Here is a 17719-nt window from a genome sequence, read left to right on the forward strand (position 1 = left end):
GAGCTAACCCGAAATAAGCTTAATTGTTCAGGTAATTATACACTCACCTACTTAAAGGTGTGCATTGCAGCTTCTTAGCCACATATCAGCCAGGACGAGAGCAGCCATTGCTTCGACAATGGGCACCGCACGGGGCACTACGCAGGGGTCGTGCCGCCCTTTGCCCGATACGGTAACGGGATCTCCGTTTACATCTACGCTTTCCTGGTCCTGCATGATTGTGGCAACCGGCTTAAATGCCACGCGGAAATAAATATCCTCCCCATTGCTGATGCCCCCCTGAATGCCCCCCGAAAAGTTGGTCCGGGTACGCACGCGGCCGTCGGCATCGGTGTACATAGCGTCGTTGTGCGCAGAGCCCGTCCATTCAGCTCCGGCAAAGCCACTGCCGTACTCAAAGCCTTTTACGGCATTGATACTCAGCATGGCTTTACCAAGTTCAGCATGTAATTTGTCAAAAACGGGCTCCCCCCAGCCGGCGGGCACCCCCGTAACCACGCAGCTAACCACGCCCCCGATTGAGTCGCCTTTTTTTCGAATTTCGTCGATGTACGTAAACATCTGCTCGGCCATTGCCGGGTCGGGGCAGCGTACGGCGTTTTCTTCGGCCGTTGCCAGATTCAGCGATTGGTAAGGGGTTTCGAGCTTCATGGTCCCCACGGCCGAGACGTAGGCCTGTACCCTCACCCCGAGAGACTGAAGCAACATTTTGGCAACAGCTCCGGCCGCCACGCGGGCCGCCGTTTCGCGGGCCGATGAGCGCCCTCCGCCCCGGTAATCGCGGGTGCCGTATTTGGCTATGTATGTGTAATCAGCGTGCGAAGGCCGAAACTGTCCGGCAATATGGCCGTAGTCTTTACTGCGCTGATCGGTATTCCGAATCACGAGTGCGATAGGCGTTCCCTGCGTGACACCCTCAAAAACCCCCGACAGCACCTCAAACTCATCGGCCTCACGCCGTTGGGTTGTGATACGCGACTGTCCCGGTTTCCGCCGATCCAGTTCCTGCTGGATAAAGTCGGTGTCGAAACGAAGGCCAGCCGGGCAACCGTCGATAGTGACGCCCAAAGCCGGGCCGTGCGATTCGCCGAAGGTGGTTATTTTGAAGAGGGTTCCGTAGGTACTACTCATGGCATTGAACAACGAACAACGAACAACCGGCAGAGAACAGAACTGGCGGACCGGTTCGCGATTCAGGAGTTGCTAAAAAGTTATTTTCTTAAAAACACAAAGATCATTCCGAGAATCATCAACACCAAAAGAACATTGGCAATCGCTCGCGCCAGCACCACCCAATTGAGGGGTTGCTGGGTACTATCCATCTGGTTCAGACCTGCATATAAGGCATCAATCGAATTGGCCTGTGCTCCATTTTCGGTTGCCAGAGCGGGTGCTGCGGCCGAAGCCCCCTCGCCCACAGTCAGCACCGTTACGGGCGTCAGGGTATCGTAGCGGGCGGTTTGCGGATCGAAGTAAACCAGGCCAAACAGGCTCGACAGAGGGAGCTTTCCGCCCCGACGCGGCACCAGAAAATACCCGAATGTTTTACTACCCGTTACCTGCCCGTTCAGGCGGTTGATCTGTTGATTCGTGCTGGAAGGCAACGCTTCCAGGCCCGCATCGGTAACCGGCGATATAGGCTCTACGGTCGTCAAAGCCCGCTGATTGCTCAACAAGGGTGGTTGTAGGGCTGCAATATTTCCCGTTCCCTCAACCCGAATGGTATAGCGGGTACTTTGCCCACTCGCCACCTTGGTCCGGTCAATACTTTCTACCAACCGATACGAGCCCACCGGCACCTGCCCCCGCAACGGATGGGCAGGCAGTGGCTTCACGACAATCGAGAGAGGCAAGGTGATAAACGGCACGCGCTCAACCGTTTCAGTGGCCTTCGGAGCTGGTTGAGGGCGCCGGGCGGCCGGGGTTCCCTGCTCGCTATTGGTAGCAGTTGCCGAAGCCGACGGGGTCGGGTCGGGTAGTCGATCACTCTGCCGCACCCGTAAGAGATTGAGGCTTACCGAGGGCAACTGGATTGGCACGGCCGACAACGGAAAGAAGGTACCCTGAAAAATAACGTACTCGGTAAACTTGCGTCCATTGATAACCACGGGTTGTCCCGTCAGCTCCCGAATGCCGGCATCCTCCTCCCAGGCGTTGGTGGGTCGGAGCTGTTTCAATACCGTTTGGAGTTGGGCATCTACCCCATCGAACCGTAACTCAAACGGGTAGCTGTCCGATACAAACAAGGATAATTGCACGCCAAACCCCTCGCCCACAAACACTTGATTTTTAGAAGACCGGAGCGACAGAAAGGCCGCCCCGCTTTCGGTCGGGATTTTGAGCGGGGCCGACAGGCTACTGCTGCCCGGAAGCGTGTTGGCGGGTCGCACCTGCAACACGGCCCCCTCCGAACGGGCCGTTACTCCGTTGACCGTGATACTAAATGGAGGTACCCGAATTGTACCCGACTGCACCGCCATATAAGTCTGGGTAATTACCTGACTCACCACCGTTTGCCCCTCCGATTCGCTCGTTGAGATACTGGTGGCAGTGCCCCGTTTGGTCAGACCGGCGATGTCTGGAAAGGCAATGACCGGGCGCGAATCGCTGTTCCGAACCAGTACAGAAATTGTGTAAGGCCGGTCTATAGAAAAAGTAGGCGTTCCAAGTTCTATAACAGGTACATTATCAATTTGTTGTGCATTTAGCCCCGCGACCGCACAAAAAAATAATACAAGAAATTTGGCGAATATTCTAATTTTCATTGTTACTTTGTTGCAACAATTCAGGGATTTCTGCGTTGTTTTTTTAACGAGTTTTAATCCATACTCATAAACTCATAGTCTTTTTTTAACCTTAAAATGAGTACACCCATGGCCCCAATGCTGGAGTATATTAAGACGATCCTGCAAAAGGTTAGTTTTGACAAATCCCTCTTTGAAAAAGAACTCCGTAAAGCCATTGAATCCCTGTTGCCCGACGAAGTGAAACACCTGAAGTCGTGGTGCTACGAACAGTTTGGAAAGATGTACCGCTCCGTCTTAAATCGCTGTTTCTATCGCGTCCGATTCTCCTGACGCGCTCAACTTACTGACTCAATCAATAAACTAAGCCCTCGAAAAGAGGGCTTTTTATATTACCGGACAAACAACACCCGTTTCCCGGCCCGCTCTACCAGAAACTGCCCCCGCTCATACACCAGCTCACCCGATACAATCGTGTGCGTTACGGCATTGGTGAAGGTCTGCCCGGCTAACGGAGTCCAGCCGCAATGGTAGTACACACTCTCATCGGTAACGGGCGTCGTTTGATTCGGGTCTACCAGCACCAGGTCGGCCCAGTAGCCCTCCCGCACATACCCGCGCCGGTCGATCTGAAAACACTCGGCGGGCGCGTGAGCCATCTTTCTGACCACCGTTTGTATATCCAGTTTACCCTGCCGCACAAAATCGAGCATCAGCAGCAGCGAGTGTTGGATCAGCGGTAAACCCGACGGGGCCTGCCAGTACGACTGCTCTTTTTCAGCCCGGGTATGGGGAGCGTGGTCTGTGGCAATAATATCGAGTCGGTCGTCCAGTAACCCTTTGAGCAGCTCGGCCCGGTGATGTGGGGCTTTGATGGCCGGATTACATTTGATCTGATTCCCCAACCGCTCGTAATCGTCGGCATCGAACCAGAGATGATGTACACACACCTCGGCCGTAATGCGTTTTTCGGCCAACGGGATGTCATTCCGGAACAGGGCCAGCTCTTCGGCCGTCGAAATATGTAGAATATGCAGCCGGGTATTGTGCCGTTTGGCCAGCTCCACCGCCAGCGACGACGATTTGAGGCAGGCCACCTCGTCGCGAATCAGGGGGTGCAGGGCCGCCGTGCCGCGGTCGCCATATTCCGCCTTGAATCGTTCGTTGTTAGCGCGTACTGTAGCTTCGTCTTCGCAGTGGGTGGCAATCAGCATGGGGCTGTGCCGAAACAGATTATCAAGTACCTGCTCGTTATCGACCAGCATATTTCCGGTCGATGAGCCCATGAATGCCTTTATGCCACACACAGTACGGGGATCAGTACGCAGCACTTCGTCGAGATTATCGTTCGACGCCCCCATGAAAAACGAGTAGTTAGCCATGGCCGTCCGGGCGGCAATATCGTATTTATCCTGCAACAGCTCCTGCGTAAGCGCATTAGGCACCGTATTGGGCATTTCCATAAAGGTGGTAGTGCCCCCGGCCACGCCCGCCATCGACTCCGTGTGGATGTTGGCTTTGTGCGTGAGGCCCGGCTCCCGAAAATGCACCTGATCGTCGATCACCCCCGGCAGAAGGTACTGCCCCTTGGCGTCAATGACCCGGTCAGCCGAGCGCCCCGAAAGATTAGGGCTAATCTGAGCAATAAAACCATCCTCAACCAGGAGATCGGTTTGGGTAATCTGCCCCTCGTTGACGAGGTTAGCGTTTAGAATTAGAAGTTTCATTACAGTGAACAGGGTTCAACGAACAACTAAACAGTGAACAATGAACAGAGATCAACGAACAATAGCTTATGATACGTTATTGTTCGTTGTTCACTGATTAGCTGTTTAGTTGTTTAGCGGCTTCTTTGGCAAAATACGTCAGAATCACATCGGCACCCGCACGTTTGATCGACAGCAAAGCCTCCATCATAGCACGGTCACCATCGAGCCAGCCATTACGGGCCGCTGCCTTAATCATAGCGTACTCGCCACTCACATTGTACGCCGTAATGGGCAGGTTCACATTTTCGCGCAGGAGCTTGATAATATCCAGATACGCCAACGCGGGTTTTACCATGAGCATATCGGCCCCCTCCTGCACATCCAGCTCGGCCTCAATGAGGGCTTCGCGGCTGTTGGCGGGGTTCATCTGGTAGGTTTTTTTATCGCCAAACTTCGGCGCCGAATCGAGGGCGTCGCGGAAAGGGCCATAAAACGCACTGGCGTATTTGGCCGCGTACGACATGATTCCCACATTGGTAAAACCAGCCGCATCGAGGGCGCTCCGGATGTAGCCCACCCGACCATCCATCATGTCTGAAGGCCCCAGAATATCAGCGCCGGCTTCGGCTTGGGCTACGGCCATTTTAGCCAGAATTTCGAGCGTGGGATCGTTCAGAATCTGCCCGTTTTCCACGAGGCCGTCGTGCCCGTCGGAACTGTAAGGGTCCATGGCCACGTCGGTCATGATACACACCTCCGGGAAACGGTCTTTAATGGCCCGGATGGTGCTCAGATACAGGCCGTCGGGGTTGGTACTCTCGGTTGCGTACTTGTCTTTTTTGAATTCGGGCAGGTTGGGAAACAGATCGAACGCCCGAATACCGAGGTCAACGCACTCGGCAATTTCGTCCATGAGCAGGTCGGGCGAGTGGCGATAAATGCCCGGCATCGAAGCCACTTCGGTCCGCAGGTTTTGCCCCTCCATCACAAAGATGGGCAGAATAAAATCGTGGGGGGTCAGGCGGGTTTCCTGCACCATATCCCGAATCACCGCCGAAGCGCGGTTACGCCGGGGACGTCGAATGAGGTTCATAGTGTATCGTTTTGGGTGTATGCGTTGCTGGCCCCGGCCTTTTCAAACGGCGCAAACGGGGGCGGGCCCCACACAGGCCGTTGGCTGTCAACCCTGAACCACAACCGACCAACCCATTACACAATCAGTTTAAATCCTTCGCCGTGCACATTAACCAGTTGCACCCGCTCATCATCGCGCAGGTATTTGCGCAATTTGGTGATGTACACGTCCATGCTCCGGGCGTTGAAATACGAATCGTCGCCCCAGACCATCTTGAGCGCAAAGCTACGGCTTATTGGCTGATTGAGGTTCTGAGCAAACAATTTTAACAGCTCCGATTCCTTACTGGTGAGTTTCTGGCTCGACTGTTCCTGTCCATCGGCATGGCGGCTCAATACCTGATGGGGGTAATCGAACGAAAACGAGCCGATGGTGTACACCGTGGGTTCGAGAGCATCGGCACTACCCCGCTGATACCGGCGCAAAATAGCCTGAATCCGCAACAACAGCTCTTCCATGCTAAAGGGCTTGGTCACGTAATCGTCGGCCCCAACCTTAAACCCCTGAATGGTGTCTTCTTTCATCGACTTGGCCGTCAGGAAAATAATGGGCACATCACGGCCCGTCATACGTACCTCCCGGGCAAGTGAGAAGCCGTCCTTTTTGGGCATCATCACATCAAAAATGCACAGATCATACTGGCCGCGGGTAAATAATTCGAGCGCCATGTTGCCATCGGTGGCACGGTCGGTCTGAAACCCGCGCAGGGTAAGATATTCTTGAACAAGTTGCCCCAGATTGGGGTCGTCTTCGGCCAGTAAGATTGTTGCCATCGAAAAGGATGTGTAATAGGTCAATGAATAATGGATAGTGGTTAATGAATAATATCGGCAAAGAAGCCCATTCATTAACCACTATCCATTGTTCATTTTATATGGAATGATTACTTCAAATGCACTGCCCTGCCCCAGTTGGCTCTCCACCGTGATACGGCCGTGGTGGGCGTCGACCATTTTCCGAACATAACTCAGGCCAAGCCCGAAGCCTTTCACATCGTGCAGGTTACCCGTCGGAACCCGATAAAACGTTTCGAAAATTCGGTTTTGCTGCTCTTTGGAGAGGCCCAGCCCCTGGTCGGCCACGGTCAGGCTTATCCCGTCGGGCAGGCTTTGGGTACGAATGGTGATGTGCGGCTTACCGGGCGAGTACTTAATCGCATTATCGACAAGATTATACACAATATTGGTCAGGTGCACCTCATCGGCTTCCACTACTTCGTTTTCGGCGTCAAAATCGAGTTCCAGTTCGCCCCCGCGCTGTTCAATCTGCAACCCAATGGTGTTTAGCACCTTCTCCACCACATCGTGGATATTTACCGGTACGATAGCCAGCTTAACCGCCCCTCGGTCGAGTAAGGCCATCTGGAGCACTTTTTCAACGTGCGAGCCTAGCCGCCGGGTTTCGTCGCGGATGATACCGAGGTAGCGCGACAACCGCCCGGCCTCTTCGGGTTCGGTTGAGCGCTGGGAGTCGGCTTGCTCCCGCCAACCCATGTTCTGGGCCATCTCGACCGCCAATGAGATGGTCGAAATAGGCGTTTTGAACTCGTGGGTCATGTTATTGATAAAATCGTTTTTGATGTCGGCCATCTTCTTCTGCCGCAAAATGGTACTGATGGCGATGTAAAAACAAGCCAGAATGGTCAGAATCAGCAAGGCCGACGCGGCCAGGGTAAAGCCCATGCGGCTCCAGATAAACTCCTGCCGGGTTGGGAAATAGACGTACAGGTGATTGCCCGTGTCGAGCAGGTTATTGGGAAACAGCACCGCCCGGTAGCCCGCCAGCGCAATTCGGTTCGGATCGGTATTGGAGGTAGCAAACAGAAACTGTGGTTTACCACTGCTGGTGCGGTCGCTGCGAACGCCATAGGCAAATGGCAGCGAGATACCCCGCTCGGCCAGGCTTTGCCGCAACAGCGTATCGAGCGTAAGCCGGTCGACACGCTCACCGATTGGCCGTTCTGACAGCAGCAGCTCCTTAAGTACCCCTTTTACCATCTCGGTTTGCTCCTCGGCCCGCTTGTTCAATTGGGCTACGGCCGTCGGTTCGGGTACAGATTTACGGGTAAGCTCTCGCTGCTTTCTGGCCTGATTGCGCCCGGCTGCCAGTTGGCGTTGGCGCAGCGAATCGGCCTTCAGGTAAGACTGAGTCAGGTCGTGGTTGAACTGATTCATCTGCCCCACCAGCTCCCGATTGGCCCATTCCTCAAACTGGCGTTGCTGTTCGAGCTGAGCCTGCCACTCGCCCGCAGCAGCCAGCATTTCCTGCTGTTCAAAAAACGTAGCTACCACCAATGCTTGCTCGGGCGTGATGGGTTGGGTTTGCGGGTGCAACACATCGGACTGAATCACAACCGTAGCGGGCATGTCGGTGCCGTTTTCGGCGGCCCGCTGTTGCCGAAGCCGCCGGGCAATGCGGCTTTCGGTGAGAGGCCTGGGCGAGGGAGTCCGCTTCACATCAGGTTTAACCTCGGCCTTGCGCGAAATAGCCATCAGCCCCTGTTGCTGTTGCTGGGCACGAATCCGCTGCCGGCTCAGGTCCATGATTTCCCGCCGTTCGAGTGTCCGCACAACCTCCTGCAGGGCGTCGGTCACTTTATAATCAAACTGTTCGCGCTGAAGCCGCCACGCTGAGGTAATGTAGTAGCCTTGCAGGCCTACCAGCCCCAGCAACCCTACCGTCATGAGGGCGACAATCCAGCGAATGCGTTGTTTCGACATTTTTTGGGCTCCCGTGCAACGTTGCCACCGGAACATTCATCCTTGCTAAAAACCGCTCAACAGGCCCATAGGCCGGGCGGTGTTTGTAAAACTAACGAAGGGCCCCGGCCAACAGGTCCGGTTTAACAAACTTTAACAGCTCACCCGCAGACCCTCTGAAAACTCATTTGTTCCTTTACACAACGACAAGCACTATGAAAACAACACGCTCTATTTACCAACGGTTCTGGATGCCGGCCGTGCTGATTAGCCTTGCCGCTACCCCTACCCTCGCCCAGCAATCGCCGAACAACAAAACAAGCGAGGGCGAAGACGTTACGATCAAGATTATTGAGCGCAATGGCGATCAGGTTCGCGAAACCACCCGGACGTACAAACTCAACAGCAACGATGACCGGGATCAGATTGCCATGAAACTCGTTGACTCGATTAAGGCGGCCCGGCCTAACGAGCGTAACCGGCAAATGACCATCATCATCGACCAAATTGATGGCACCCGCGTGCGCGAGCGGCCGGGCGATGTGTACGCCCGCAGGCCTTACGTGTCGCCTAACTGGCAGTACAACTTCCGCATGAACGTTGATTCGCTGGTGACCAACACCGAGCGTTTCTTCCGGCGCGATATTGAACCCGAACTCAACCGGGCGTTCGATGGCTGGTCGCGTACGTACAATATTCGGAACAAGCCTTCAACTATCCGGGGGTTGAGCGCCTACCCCAACAATCCGGATAAAGACCAGCTGAACATTCGCTTTACGGCACCGGCCAAGGGCGATATTCAGATTGTAGTCACCAACGCCAAGGGGAAAGAGGTAGCCCGGCGCGAGCTGAAAGACTTCTCGGGTGAGTTTGTGGGGCAAATTGACCTCGGCAAAAAGGGCTCAGCGGGGGTGTATTTCCTTAGCGTGACACAAAACGAAGACGGAGCCGTTCAGCGGGTGGTCATCGAGTAAATTAGCCACTGGTTTGTTTGATGGCCGCGATTATATTGACTGTCAGCTACTTGCGACACAAGTCCCACCCTCGCGGCCATCAAACAAATCAGCTCTTAAAAAATATTTTTAGTACTTTGTATTGCAAGATACCAAACGTTACCTATATCTTTGTGTCAACAAGAACAACAAATCGGACGAGACAATGAAAACGAAGTTGGCAATGATGGTTCTGATCGTGGGGATGAGTCTTCAGACGTTTGGTATGGGGCATCCGCACAACTTGTTTGCTGCTCGTAAGCAGATTCGGGCCAAGCGGCCGGTTGCGAGTCAACCTACTTGCCCAACGCGCACCAAAGCCACGGCGTATGCCAAGGCTACCCTGATGACATCGGCCACCGTCTGGACCTGGCTGACAAAAAAAGGAGCGAACTGACCGGTCCGCTCCTTCTGCTGCTTCGTTACACGCTCTGCCTTACTCTCCGGGGCGGAGCTGTTTGTTTTTCGTAGTACTTACAAAAGTCTTTCAACGCGCACACATCGCACTTTGGAGCCCGGGCCACACACACGTACCGCCCGTGCAGAATGAGCCAATGATGCGACTTGGGTACCAGTTCCTTCGGAATATGGGCCACCAGGGCCTTCTCAACGGCCAGGGGAGTCGTTGCCGTTAAGGGCGCAAGCCCCAACCGATGCGACACCCGAAACACGTGGGTATCTACGGCCATTGTGGGCTCATTATACACAATCGAGAGGATCACGTGCGCTGTTTTGCGGCCAACCCCCGGTAGCGACTGCAACTCGGCCAGCGTGGCCGGTACCTCTCCGCCAAATTGCTCGACAAGCAACCGGGCCATACCAACCAGGTGTTTTGCCTTGTTGTTGGGGTACGATACCGAACGGATGTACGAAAATACCTCCTCAACCGACGCGGCCGCGAGCGACTCGGCCTCCGGAAAGCGCGCAAACAAAGCGGGCGTAATCTGATTGATGCGTTTATCGGTACACTGTGCCGACAGAATGACAGCGACCAACAGCTCAAACGGATTGCTGAAGTTGAGCTCGGTTTGCACTTCAGCGTAATGCGTTGTGAAATAGTCTATGAAACGGCGGAAACGTTCTTTCTTCAGCATATACAAGAAAAGTCTTAGGAATTGAGTAGAGATGGCATCTTGTTCAGAAAGATGCCATCTCTACTCAATTCCTAAGACCAAAGATACGACAAACCCGACGCCCTTTTGTGTAGCCTAAGCCAACAAACGAGACGCCGGGTTCGGCGGGTACGATCGTGAATACTGGAGTATCGCGTTAAGCGTATCGGGCCGGGGCTGCCGCTCAATTTTATCCATCAACGCCCGAAGCTCGAGCGTATCGAGGAACTGAGTCATCAGTTCAGGGTCCGACATCATGGCGTCTTCGATGAGCAGGTTCTCCTCAGGGGAGGTCTCCTCGTAGACATACCGGATTACATCATCGTGAGTAAAAGTTTTTATCATAGCTCGGCGAACGTTTGCTTAGTTGCTTGCGCAGATTAATCAGCGCATAACGCATACGTCCCAAAGCTGTGTTTATACTGACGCCGGTCGCATCGGCAATCTCCTGGAAACTCATTTCCTCGTAGTGCCGCATGATCAGAACCTGGCGCTGCTGTTCCGGCAACCGCTGGATCAACTCGCGCAAATGCTCATGTGTCTCCTGCCTGATCTGCATGGATTCGATAGAGTCCTCGGCAAACTCAAGCGTATTGAACACATTGCTTCCGTCTTCAAACACTACATTGGGGTAGCGTTTATCCTTCCGGAAATAGTCAATGGCCAAGTTGTGAGCAATTCGAATGATCCAGGGGAGAAACTTGCCTTCTTCGTTATATCTACCCGACTTGATTGTATCAACCGCTTTGATGAACGTATCCTGAAGCAAGTCTTCAGCTACGTACTGGTCTTTTACAATCAGGTAAATTGTTGTGTAGATCTTAGACTTATGTCGATGAACGAGTTTGGCAAAGGCACTTTCACTACCACGGATGTACAGAGAAATCAGCTCACTGTCTGTTACCTGGGCTTTTTCCATTTTCAGTAAGACAATTAGGTAACGTAGAGCGTGCTATCGATAGTGTGTGCTGGTTTAGTTTTTTTGTGCCGAATTGCGAGAATGTAGAATCAAAGTAACCAAATAATTAGGTATCAAGCAAGAGCTGGATTCAATTATTTTTCAAGTGGGGCGTTTAGTTCCATAAAATTTTGTATCGTGCAACGTTGTTGCTATAAACACATTTTACGGCACAACTGCCTCATTTTGAGAAAAACTTGCACTTTACAACGACCTCGCAAAAAAGCATCGATATGTACGCCGAAACCTACGCTTCGGATGTCGCGTTGCCAATTTTTTTTTAGTTGGTGGCCAAAAAATAAGGGCTCAATCGGCTTATGCTCCCGTATGCACGTCTCAATTTGGGGTTGGGTCATCACCTTCCTTACGCTTTTGGGTGCCTGGAGTACCGCACAGGCTCAGTCACTACAGCGCTACAGCTTTCGGCGGGGGCTTATGGGTACGCAATTTACGGTCATCCTATACGCTCCCGATAGCCTCACAGCCATGCGAGCCTACACGCAGGTATCGGCCCGTATGGATACACTCAACACAATCCTGAGCGATTACCTCGACGGGTCGGAGATAAACCGCCTGTCGCAGTCGGGCGGAAGCAAACAGGCCATTCCGGTATCGGCCGAGTTATTTGATATTTTGCAAAAAGGATGCCGGATTGCCCGTCTGTCGGGTGGGCGCTTCGACCCAACGATTGGTCCCCTATCCCAGCTTTGGCGACGCGCTGTGCGCCAACGGTCATTTCCACCCGCTAAAGAGCGCCGACAGGCCCGCCGGGCTGTTGGCTACCGGTTTATCCAACTCGATACCGTTCGTCGCACAGTGCGCCTGTTACGGCCCCGTATGCGGCTCGACGTGGGTGGTATTGGACAGGGATTTGCCGTTGACGAAGCTGGTCGGGTGTTACGAGATGCCGGTATTTCAATTTTTCTGCTCGATTTGGGTGGAGATGTACTGGCGGGCGCCCCTCCACCGGGGCAACCGCAGGGCTGGCGGATAGACATAGGATCGGGTACCAACGCGCGACCCGACCCAGCCGACACGCTGATTATCCACCTGAAAAACGGGGCCATTACGACATCGGGCGATACGTACCGGCACCTCGACCTGAATGGCCGCCGGTATTCGCACATCATGAACCCGCGCTCGGGCCTGGGTCTGACCCACTTTGTCAGAACGACGGTATTGGCCCCCGATGGATACCGTGCCGACGCGCTCACCAAAGTCTTCAGCCTGTCGCGAGGCTGGCCTTCGTACTGGGGGCCCAATAAGCGGTTGGCCCGTCGGTTTCCGGGCGTAAAGGTCTGGGTAGTCGAACAAAAAAAAGGTCGACTGCTCCGATGGCAATCGACCGAAAAAGACCGGTAGTTTGTGGTTTTAGCAAATTTTTCAAGGACATCCGGTGTACTCCCAAACGCGAAGCGATTTACTTCACCAAAACCTTCTGGGTAATAGCCTCCCGTTTTTCGGGTCTTGACACCGTCACGAGCAGGTAGGTACTAGCCCCACCCGGTACCGGAATGGCACGCCCGGCCAGGGTTTCAACCGACTCGTCGAACTGCTTCAGGACTTTTCCGTTTAGGGTAGCCATCTGCACCTGTACTACTTCTTTATCGGGTATCCCTTTCAGGTGTAACCGAAACACACCCGATACGCTTGGGTTGGGGTAGGCAACTACGCCAAACGAAGCCCCCGGTTCGGCACCGGTCGAGCGGACGGCCTCAACCGCCACGGGTAGTTCAGCGGGGCGGGTGTTGAGGCCAAGTTTGACATCCCCTTTATCGTTGGAAGCGTACGAGCTAAAATCGCCCCCTTTCATACCCGGCGCGGCCGAGCCCGGATCTTTGGCCGGATCAAACAGCCGTACCCCCTCCAGATACCCTTTCGCCAGGGTGAATTCGAACAGGAGCTGCTCTTCGCCCGCCACCAGATCAACCTTACCCCCTTGCGTTGAGAAGGCATGAAAATCGCGGTCGGGAGCAGCAGCGGGGCTGTACACCACCGATTGGTCGAGCCAGACCCCGGCCTGACTGCTGTGCGGACTGATGGTAATGTCGGCCAACTCTTTAGGCACAACCACCGTTACCTGCGACGGTCCCCAGGTGTAGCGTTGGGCGCTAAACGTAGGTTTCACATACACCTCGTACCGGTTTAGTTCGGTATTGAAATGGAGTCGGAGATTAAGCGGAGACTGCGACTGGGCCTGAGTCAGGTATGATAAACCCGTCAAACCGAGGACTCCGACTAAGGCGTTTACTGTTTTCATGATTTAGCAGTTTTGTTACAGCCGGGTAACCGTAATCGGAACACAACGGGGAATACAGCCCCCACACAGCACCAGCGGCAAACCCGGCGATAAGGCCAGGCAGCTCGACGTCACCTGTAAGATCGAGTTGGTACCATTGGGAACCAGATTAGTAATGGTTCCGTCGTCATTATAGGTAACCGCGTAGGCCTTGTACGTACCGGCTACGAGCCCCGTTGTACTAAAGGTAGGCGTGGCCGAAACCTGGAGGATCTTATCGGTTGCATCGGTCAAAACGTAGCTTGTTTTGACACCCGTACCCGAACTACCACCGGTAATCTGGAGCGTAATCGGGTTACCAATCTCGTAATCGCAGGTTGTTGACGGGGGTACACAGGCTTTGAACACGAGTGCATTCGATAGATCGAAACAGCTGGCAGTGACGGCACTCAGTGAACCGCCCACTGTCAGATTAGTGGCGGTCCCCTCGTACGTCAGAGCCACAGCCATGTAGGTTGCCGTACCGCTCAAACCCGAAAAGGTGGCCGTCGGGCGAACCTGTAAAATGGTACCTGCGGCATCGGTCAGCACATAGGCCGTAGTGACCGACGTACCGCTGCTGCCCCCCGTGCTCATAAGCGACACGGTAGAAGTGTTGTAATCGCAGGTAGACAACGAAACGGGGCATCCATACGCATTGACCGGCGTACCGGTGGGCGTGCCGGGGCAAAGATCAACGGCGTCATCGACTCCATCGAGGTCGCTATCAGCCAGCCAGGGCGTCGTCAGGATGTAGGCGTCGCGGGGAGTCGTAGCCCAGGCCACCCCGCCCAACTGCCCGAACCAGACAGTCAGCCCCAGCAGCCATAGATACATTTTTTTGCTGTTCATGGCCTTGGGTTATTTACTAAGCGTTGGAGCTACCAGATTGCAAGCCGTACATACAGTGCCAGTGTTGGCGTAATTCTGGATGTACAGGTTATTGCTCCCCAGAATATCATTGGCCGAGTACATGGTGTTGGCAAAATCGCCCCCTTTCAACTCTGGAACACTCGAAGCGGGATCAACCCCGTTGACAAACAACCGGATACCCGGTACACAGGCACCTCCCGGCAACGTGAAGTGAAACAACAGGGTTTCCTGATTCGCTACCAGATCGACCTTCAAGCCCGTAGAGCCAACGCCGTGAAAATCGGACCCAAATACGTCGTAAATCTGTGAATTATCGGACCAACCACCGGCAGCAACGCTGTTGACCGTAAACGGCGCATTAGTAAGCGACGCGGGCGTCACGATGGACACCTGCGAGCTTCCCCAGTTGAACTGAGCTGCCGTAGCGCTGGAGCGGGCATACACCTCATACCGGCTTAGGGAGAGGTTGTACCGAATGGTGTATTCGACTGTCTGGGCCAAAGCCGGCAGACCGATCCCCAGCATACAGAAGATAAAAAGGAGCTTTTTCATGGCAAAAATGATAGAAAATGAGATGGAGCGTACGCGTGAACGTACGCTCCGGGTGGGTCTTATGGAATTTGCTCAAGCATAAAGTCAAAGTTGTACAACCGATCTACGTTCATCATGGTATCGGTACGGTAGTTGGTAATCACGTTGGTAAAGATGAGCGAGGTATCGTTGCTGGTACCCTGGTACTTCACTTTGCCGTCCATGTTTACGTCCCCGAAATAGTAGCCGAGTGCGTTGTCGTAGTTATAAATCGGATTGGTAATGCCGATGCTCGTTTGTGCCTGGATCACTTCCGAGAAGATCGTAATCAGGTCGTTGGCCGACCCCTGGTACTTCACCTTCACATCGTGGTTGGCGTTACCCGCCCACAAGGCCTGTACCCCGTTTACATTGATCTGCTCCCAACCTTCGTAGTTGAAGGCACCAATAACTGTGTTGTACAGCTGTGGTCCTGTGAGTGAAGTAAAATCGACAAGCGTACCCGTCGTAGAGAGCGGGATGGCCGATGCTGTCATCACACCCAGGTGGTTCCGGTGCTTCACGCTGACGTAGAAACTGGTACCCGACAGACCCGTGAAGCTCAGGGGCGATACGCCATCGCTCGCCAGCACCACATCGCCATCACGTTGCACCAGAGCCGCCCGTGTTGCTACTACCACCGACATATTGGCGGGGTTACGCAACTCCACAAACACCCAGTCAACAACCGCGTTGCCGGTACCGACATTCTGTGCCGTCACACTGGCGGGCATGGTTTCGCCCCCTCCCCCATTGACATGGGTGAAGCGAGCGCCCCCAATGGCGGTGTAGGGTTCGGTGGCTGGCAGGAAGCCGCGGCTACGAAGATCGTCGCGCATGAGGCCACCCGATCCACCCACCAGTGCGCCCTGAAGCATCACCTTCAGGCGCAACACCAGAGCATTGTTGACCGGTTGTTGCACCAGTACGCTCACGGTGGCCTTGTCGCACAAGCCCGCCGAGTTGCACACACTGTAGGTGAAGCTGTCAGGACCCACAAAACCCGCTGCCGGGGTGTAGGTGTAGCTGCCCGTCGGCGACAGCACCACCGTCCCACTCACCGGCTGACCACTCACGTACGTCAGCGGCAAGCCCTGCGGATCCCGGTCGTTACCCGACACGTTGCCCACGCCCGGCGTGTTCACCGATGTCAGCAACGCATCGTCTACCGCTACCGGGGCCAGCGTCGTGCCCGCAGGCGGGGTCGGCTGTACCACCACCGTCACCAGGGCCGTCGCGCACAGCGCCGGGCTAGCTCCGTCACACACCTGATAGGGGAAGCTCACCACACCCGTGAAGCCTACCGGCGGGGTGTAGGTCACCGTCCCATTGGCGTTCACCACCGCCGTGCCCACCGTGGGCTGGGCGAGCAGCGTGGGGTTGGCCAGCTGGCCGGCCAGGCTCGTGGCCGAGTCAGGGTCCGAATCGTTGGCCAGCACCGCCACCGTCACCGCTACCCCCGAGCGGGTGAGCGTGTTGTCGTTGTTGGCAATGGGCGCATCGTTGGCCAGCAGGCTCGGCTGGGGGTTGACGTTCACGCTCACGCAGGCACTGGCACTCAGCCCCGCTGTGTTGGAGGCCGTGTAGCAGAAGCTCACCGTGCCAGTAAAGCCTGCCGGGGGCGTGTAGGTGAAGCTACCCGTGGGGCTCAGCACCACCGTACCAGCCGCGGGCTGGGTGAGCAGCGAGGCCGTCAGGGGCAGTCCCTGCGGATCGGTGTCGTTGGTGAGCACGTTGCCCGAGACCGGCGTGTTCACGTTCGTATTGGCAATGTCCCCACGAGCAACCGGTGGCTGTGCGCACAATACCGTCGTCGCCGTGACGGGCGTCACCGCTGTGCCACTGTAGCAATTATTGATCGGATCGAAAAAAGCGGCAAAATACGTACCGGCCGATACAGCCGTAATGCTCAGCAACTGGTTAGCTGCCGTAGCCGGAGTGCCCGAATGCCAGGTCAGTGATGTGCTGGCAGGGGCATTATTCGCCGTAATCGCGCTCAGATTGATCGTAGTAACCGGGCAAATGTTCGTGATTGCCGAAGCCGACAGCACAGGCGTAATGCCCGTTACGAGACAACAGTTCGTTGTGACGGCCACAATCGGGCTCGGCTGCGAATAACAGTTTGCAACCGGATCGAAGTAAGCCACATAGTACGTAGTACCCGACAGTGAGGTCGGAGCCGCAGCCACTTGAGCAGGTGTTAACTGGCTCGTTCCGTCCACCGTACCTGCCCCAGTGAGGGCCGTGTGGTAGGTCACTACCGAGCCCACGGGGGTAGCCGCAGCATCGACCGCCGTTTGCAGATCAACGGTTGTGGCCGGGCACACGTTGGTAATCACGCGCAGGTACGACGGCTGGCTGTAACAAACCGGCGTGCCTCCGTAATTGAATACCGCGTAATAAACACCCGGTGTGGCCGACTGCGTTTGTACCGGCGACAACAGATTGCCGGGACCAATGGGCAGCGCATTATGCCACTCCAGCGTGACGCCAGCCGGCAATACTGCCGTTGGCTCGTGGGTAGTCAGGTCGATAGTGGGCGTCTGGGCCTGAACCAATTGGCTCATCAGACACAGAACCCCCAGCACGAAGCCTATTACCCAACTTGAACTTGGAAATGATCGTTTCACATCAAATACCGTTTAATTG

General features: G+C 54.9%; 17 protein-coding genes. 4 read left to right on the forward strand and 13 right to left on the reverse strand.

Annotated elements, in window-relative coordinates:
* Positions 1 to 51: 51 nt before the first annotated feature.
* Together aroC and RUDLU_RS0106570 are read right to left on the reverse strand one after the other, a co-directional pair.
* Positions 52 to 1131 carry a chorismate synthase gene (gene aroC / locus RUDLU_RS0106565; RefSeq protein WP_019987560.1) on the reverse strand — a complete coding sequence of 360 codons (1080 nt, stop codon included), beginning with the start codon at positions 1129 to 1131 and terminating at the stop codon, positions 52 to 54.
* An 80-nt stretch (positions 1132 to 1211) separates the two neighbouring features.
* Positions 1212 to 2765 carry a BatD family protein gene (locus RUDLU_RS0106570; protein ID WP_019987561.1) on the reverse strand — a complete coding sequence of 518 codons (1554 nt, stop codon included), beginning with the start codon at positions 2763 to 2765 and terminating at the stop codon, positions 1212 to 1214.
* 108 nt (positions 2766 to 2873) lie between these two features.
* Here RUDLU_RS0106570 and RUDLU_RS30270 point away from each other — a divergent pair, with 108 nt between their 5' ends.
* Complete coding sequence (locus RUDLU_RS30270) at positions 2874 to 3077, forward strand: hypothetical protein (protein ID WP_019987562.1); 204 nt, start codon at positions 2874 to 2876, stop codon at positions 3075 to 3077.
* Positions 3078 to 3136: 59 nt separating this feature from the next.
* Here RUDLU_RS30270 and RUDLU_RS0106580 read toward each other — a convergent pair whose 3' ends face one another.
* From RUDLU_RS0106580 to RUDLU_RS0106595, 4 genes are all read right to left on the reverse strand, one after another.
* A complete protein-coding gene (locus tag RUDLU_RS0106580; RefSeq protein WP_019987563.1) occupies positions 3137 to 4471 on the reverse strand; it encodes a dihydroorotase in 1335 nt (444 codons plus the stop codon).
* Positions 4472 to 4568: 97 nt separating this feature from the next.
* Positions 4569 to 5546 (reverse strand): porphobilinogen synthase, encoded by a 978-nt coding sequence (hemB, locus tag RUDLU_RS0106585; protein ID WP_019987564.1) that lies wholly within the window; start codon positions 5544 to 5546, stop codon positions 4569 to 4571.
* A 116-nt stretch (positions 5547 to 5662) separates the two neighbouring features.
* Positions 5663 to 6361: a response regulator transcription factor gene (locus tag RUDLU_RS0106590; RefSeq protein WP_019987565.1), complete on the reverse strand. Its 699-nt coding sequence runs from the start codon at positions 6359 to 6361 to the stop codon at positions 5663 to 5665.
* Positions 6362 to 6442: 81 nt separating this feature from the next.
* Positions 6443 to 8308 (reverse strand): sensor histidine kinase, encoded by a 1866-nt coding sequence (locus RUDLU_RS0106595; protein ID WP_019987566.1) that lies wholly within the window; start codon positions 8306 to 8308, stop codon positions 6443 to 6445.
* Positions 8309 to 8502: 194 nt separating this feature from the next.
* Between RUDLU_RS0106595 and RUDLU_RS0106600 the strand changes: the two genes are divergently transcribed.
* Both RUDLU_RS0106600 and RUDLU_RS0106605 read left to right on the forward strand, forming a co-directional pair.
* A complete protein-coding gene (locus tag RUDLU_RS0106600; RefSeq protein WP_019987567.1) occupies positions 8503 to 9261 on the forward strand; it encodes a T9SS type A sorting domain-containing protein in 759 nt (252 codons plus the stop codon).
* 184 nt (positions 9262 to 9445) lie between these two features.
* On the forward strand, positions 9446 to 9676 hold the full coding sequence (locus tag RUDLU_RS0106605; protein ID WP_027302829.1) for a hypothetical protein: 231 nt from the start codon (positions 9446 to 9448) through the stop codon (positions 9674 to 9676).
* A 25-nt stretch (positions 9677 to 9701) separates the two neighbouring features.
* Here the strand turns inward: RUDLU_RS0106605 and nth are convergent, their stop codons facing one another.
* The 3 genes from nth to RUDLU_RS0106620 form a co-directional block, all read right to left on the reverse strand.
* Positions 9702 to 10373: an endonuclease III gene (gene nth, locus RUDLU_RS0106610; RefSeq protein ID WP_019987569.1), complete on the reverse strand. Its 672-nt coding sequence runs from the start codon at positions 10371 to 10373 to the stop codon at positions 9702 to 9704.
* Between the two features lie 114 nt (positions 10374 to 10487).
* Positions 10488 to 10736, reverse strand: coding sequence for a hypothetical protein (locus RUDLU_RS0106615; RefSeq protein WP_019987570.1), 249 nt, complete (start codon positions 10734 to 10736; stop codon positions 10488 to 10490).
* Complete coding sequence (locus tag RUDLU_RS0106620; RefSeq protein ID WP_019987571.1) at positions 10711 to 11310, reverse strand: RNA polymerase sigma factor; 600 nt, start codon at positions 11308 to 11310, stop codon at positions 10711 to 10713. Before RUDLU_RS0106620 ends, RUDLU_RS0106615 begins: the two co-directional genes overlap by 26 nt.
* Before the next feature lie 366 nt (positions 11311 to 11676).
* Between RUDLU_RS0106620 and RUDLU_RS0106625 the strand changes: the two genes are divergently transcribed.
* The gene (locus RUDLU_RS0106625; RefSeq protein ID WP_019987572.1) at positions 11677 to 12711 is read left to right on the forward strand and encodes an FAD:protein FMN transferase; all 1035 of its coding nucleotides are present in this window, start codon (positions 11677 to 11679) and stop codon (positions 12709 to 12711) included.
* A gap of 58 nt (positions 12712 to 12769) precedes the next feature.
* Here the strand turns inward: RUDLU_RS0106625 and RUDLU_RS28665 are convergent, their stop codons facing one another.
* Genes RUDLU_RS28665 through RUDLU_RS0106645 form a run of 4 tightly spaced genes read right to left on the reverse strand, consistent with a single transcriptional unit; the run spans position 12770 to position 17700 of the window.
* Complete coding sequence (locus RUDLU_RS28665; protein ID WP_157580108.1) at positions 12770 to 13609, reverse strand: hypothetical protein; 840 nt, start codon at positions 13607 to 13609, stop codon at positions 12770 to 12772.
* A gap of 15 nt (positions 13610 to 13624) precedes the next feature.
* On the reverse strand, positions 13625 to 14479 hold the full coding sequence (locus RUDLU_RS0106635) for a hypothetical protein (RefSeq protein WP_019987574.1): 855 nt from the start codon (positions 14477 to 14479) through the stop codon (positions 13625 to 13627).
* Between the two features lie 9 nt (positions 14480 to 14488).
* Positions 14489 to 15052, reverse strand: coding sequence for a hypothetical protein (locus tag RUDLU_RS0106640; protein ID WP_027302831.1), 564 nt, complete (start codon positions 15050 to 15052; stop codon positions 14489 to 14491).
* Between the two features lie 59 nt (positions 15053 to 15111).
* Positions 15112 to 17700 carry a cadherin-like domain-containing protein gene (locus RUDLU_RS0106645; protein WP_157580109.1) on the reverse strand — a complete coding sequence of 863 codons (2589 nt, stop codon included), beginning with the start codon at positions 17698 to 17700 and terminating at the stop codon, positions 15112 to 15114.
* Positions 17701 to 17719 lie beyond the last annotated feature (19 nt).

Origin of the sequence: Rudanella lutea DSM 19387 (genome assembly GCF_000383955.1) — a bacterium.
In the GTDB taxonomy this organism is placed as follows: domain Bacteria; phylum Bacteroidota; class Bacteroidia; order Cytophagales; family Spirosomataceae; genus Rudanella; species Rudanella lutea.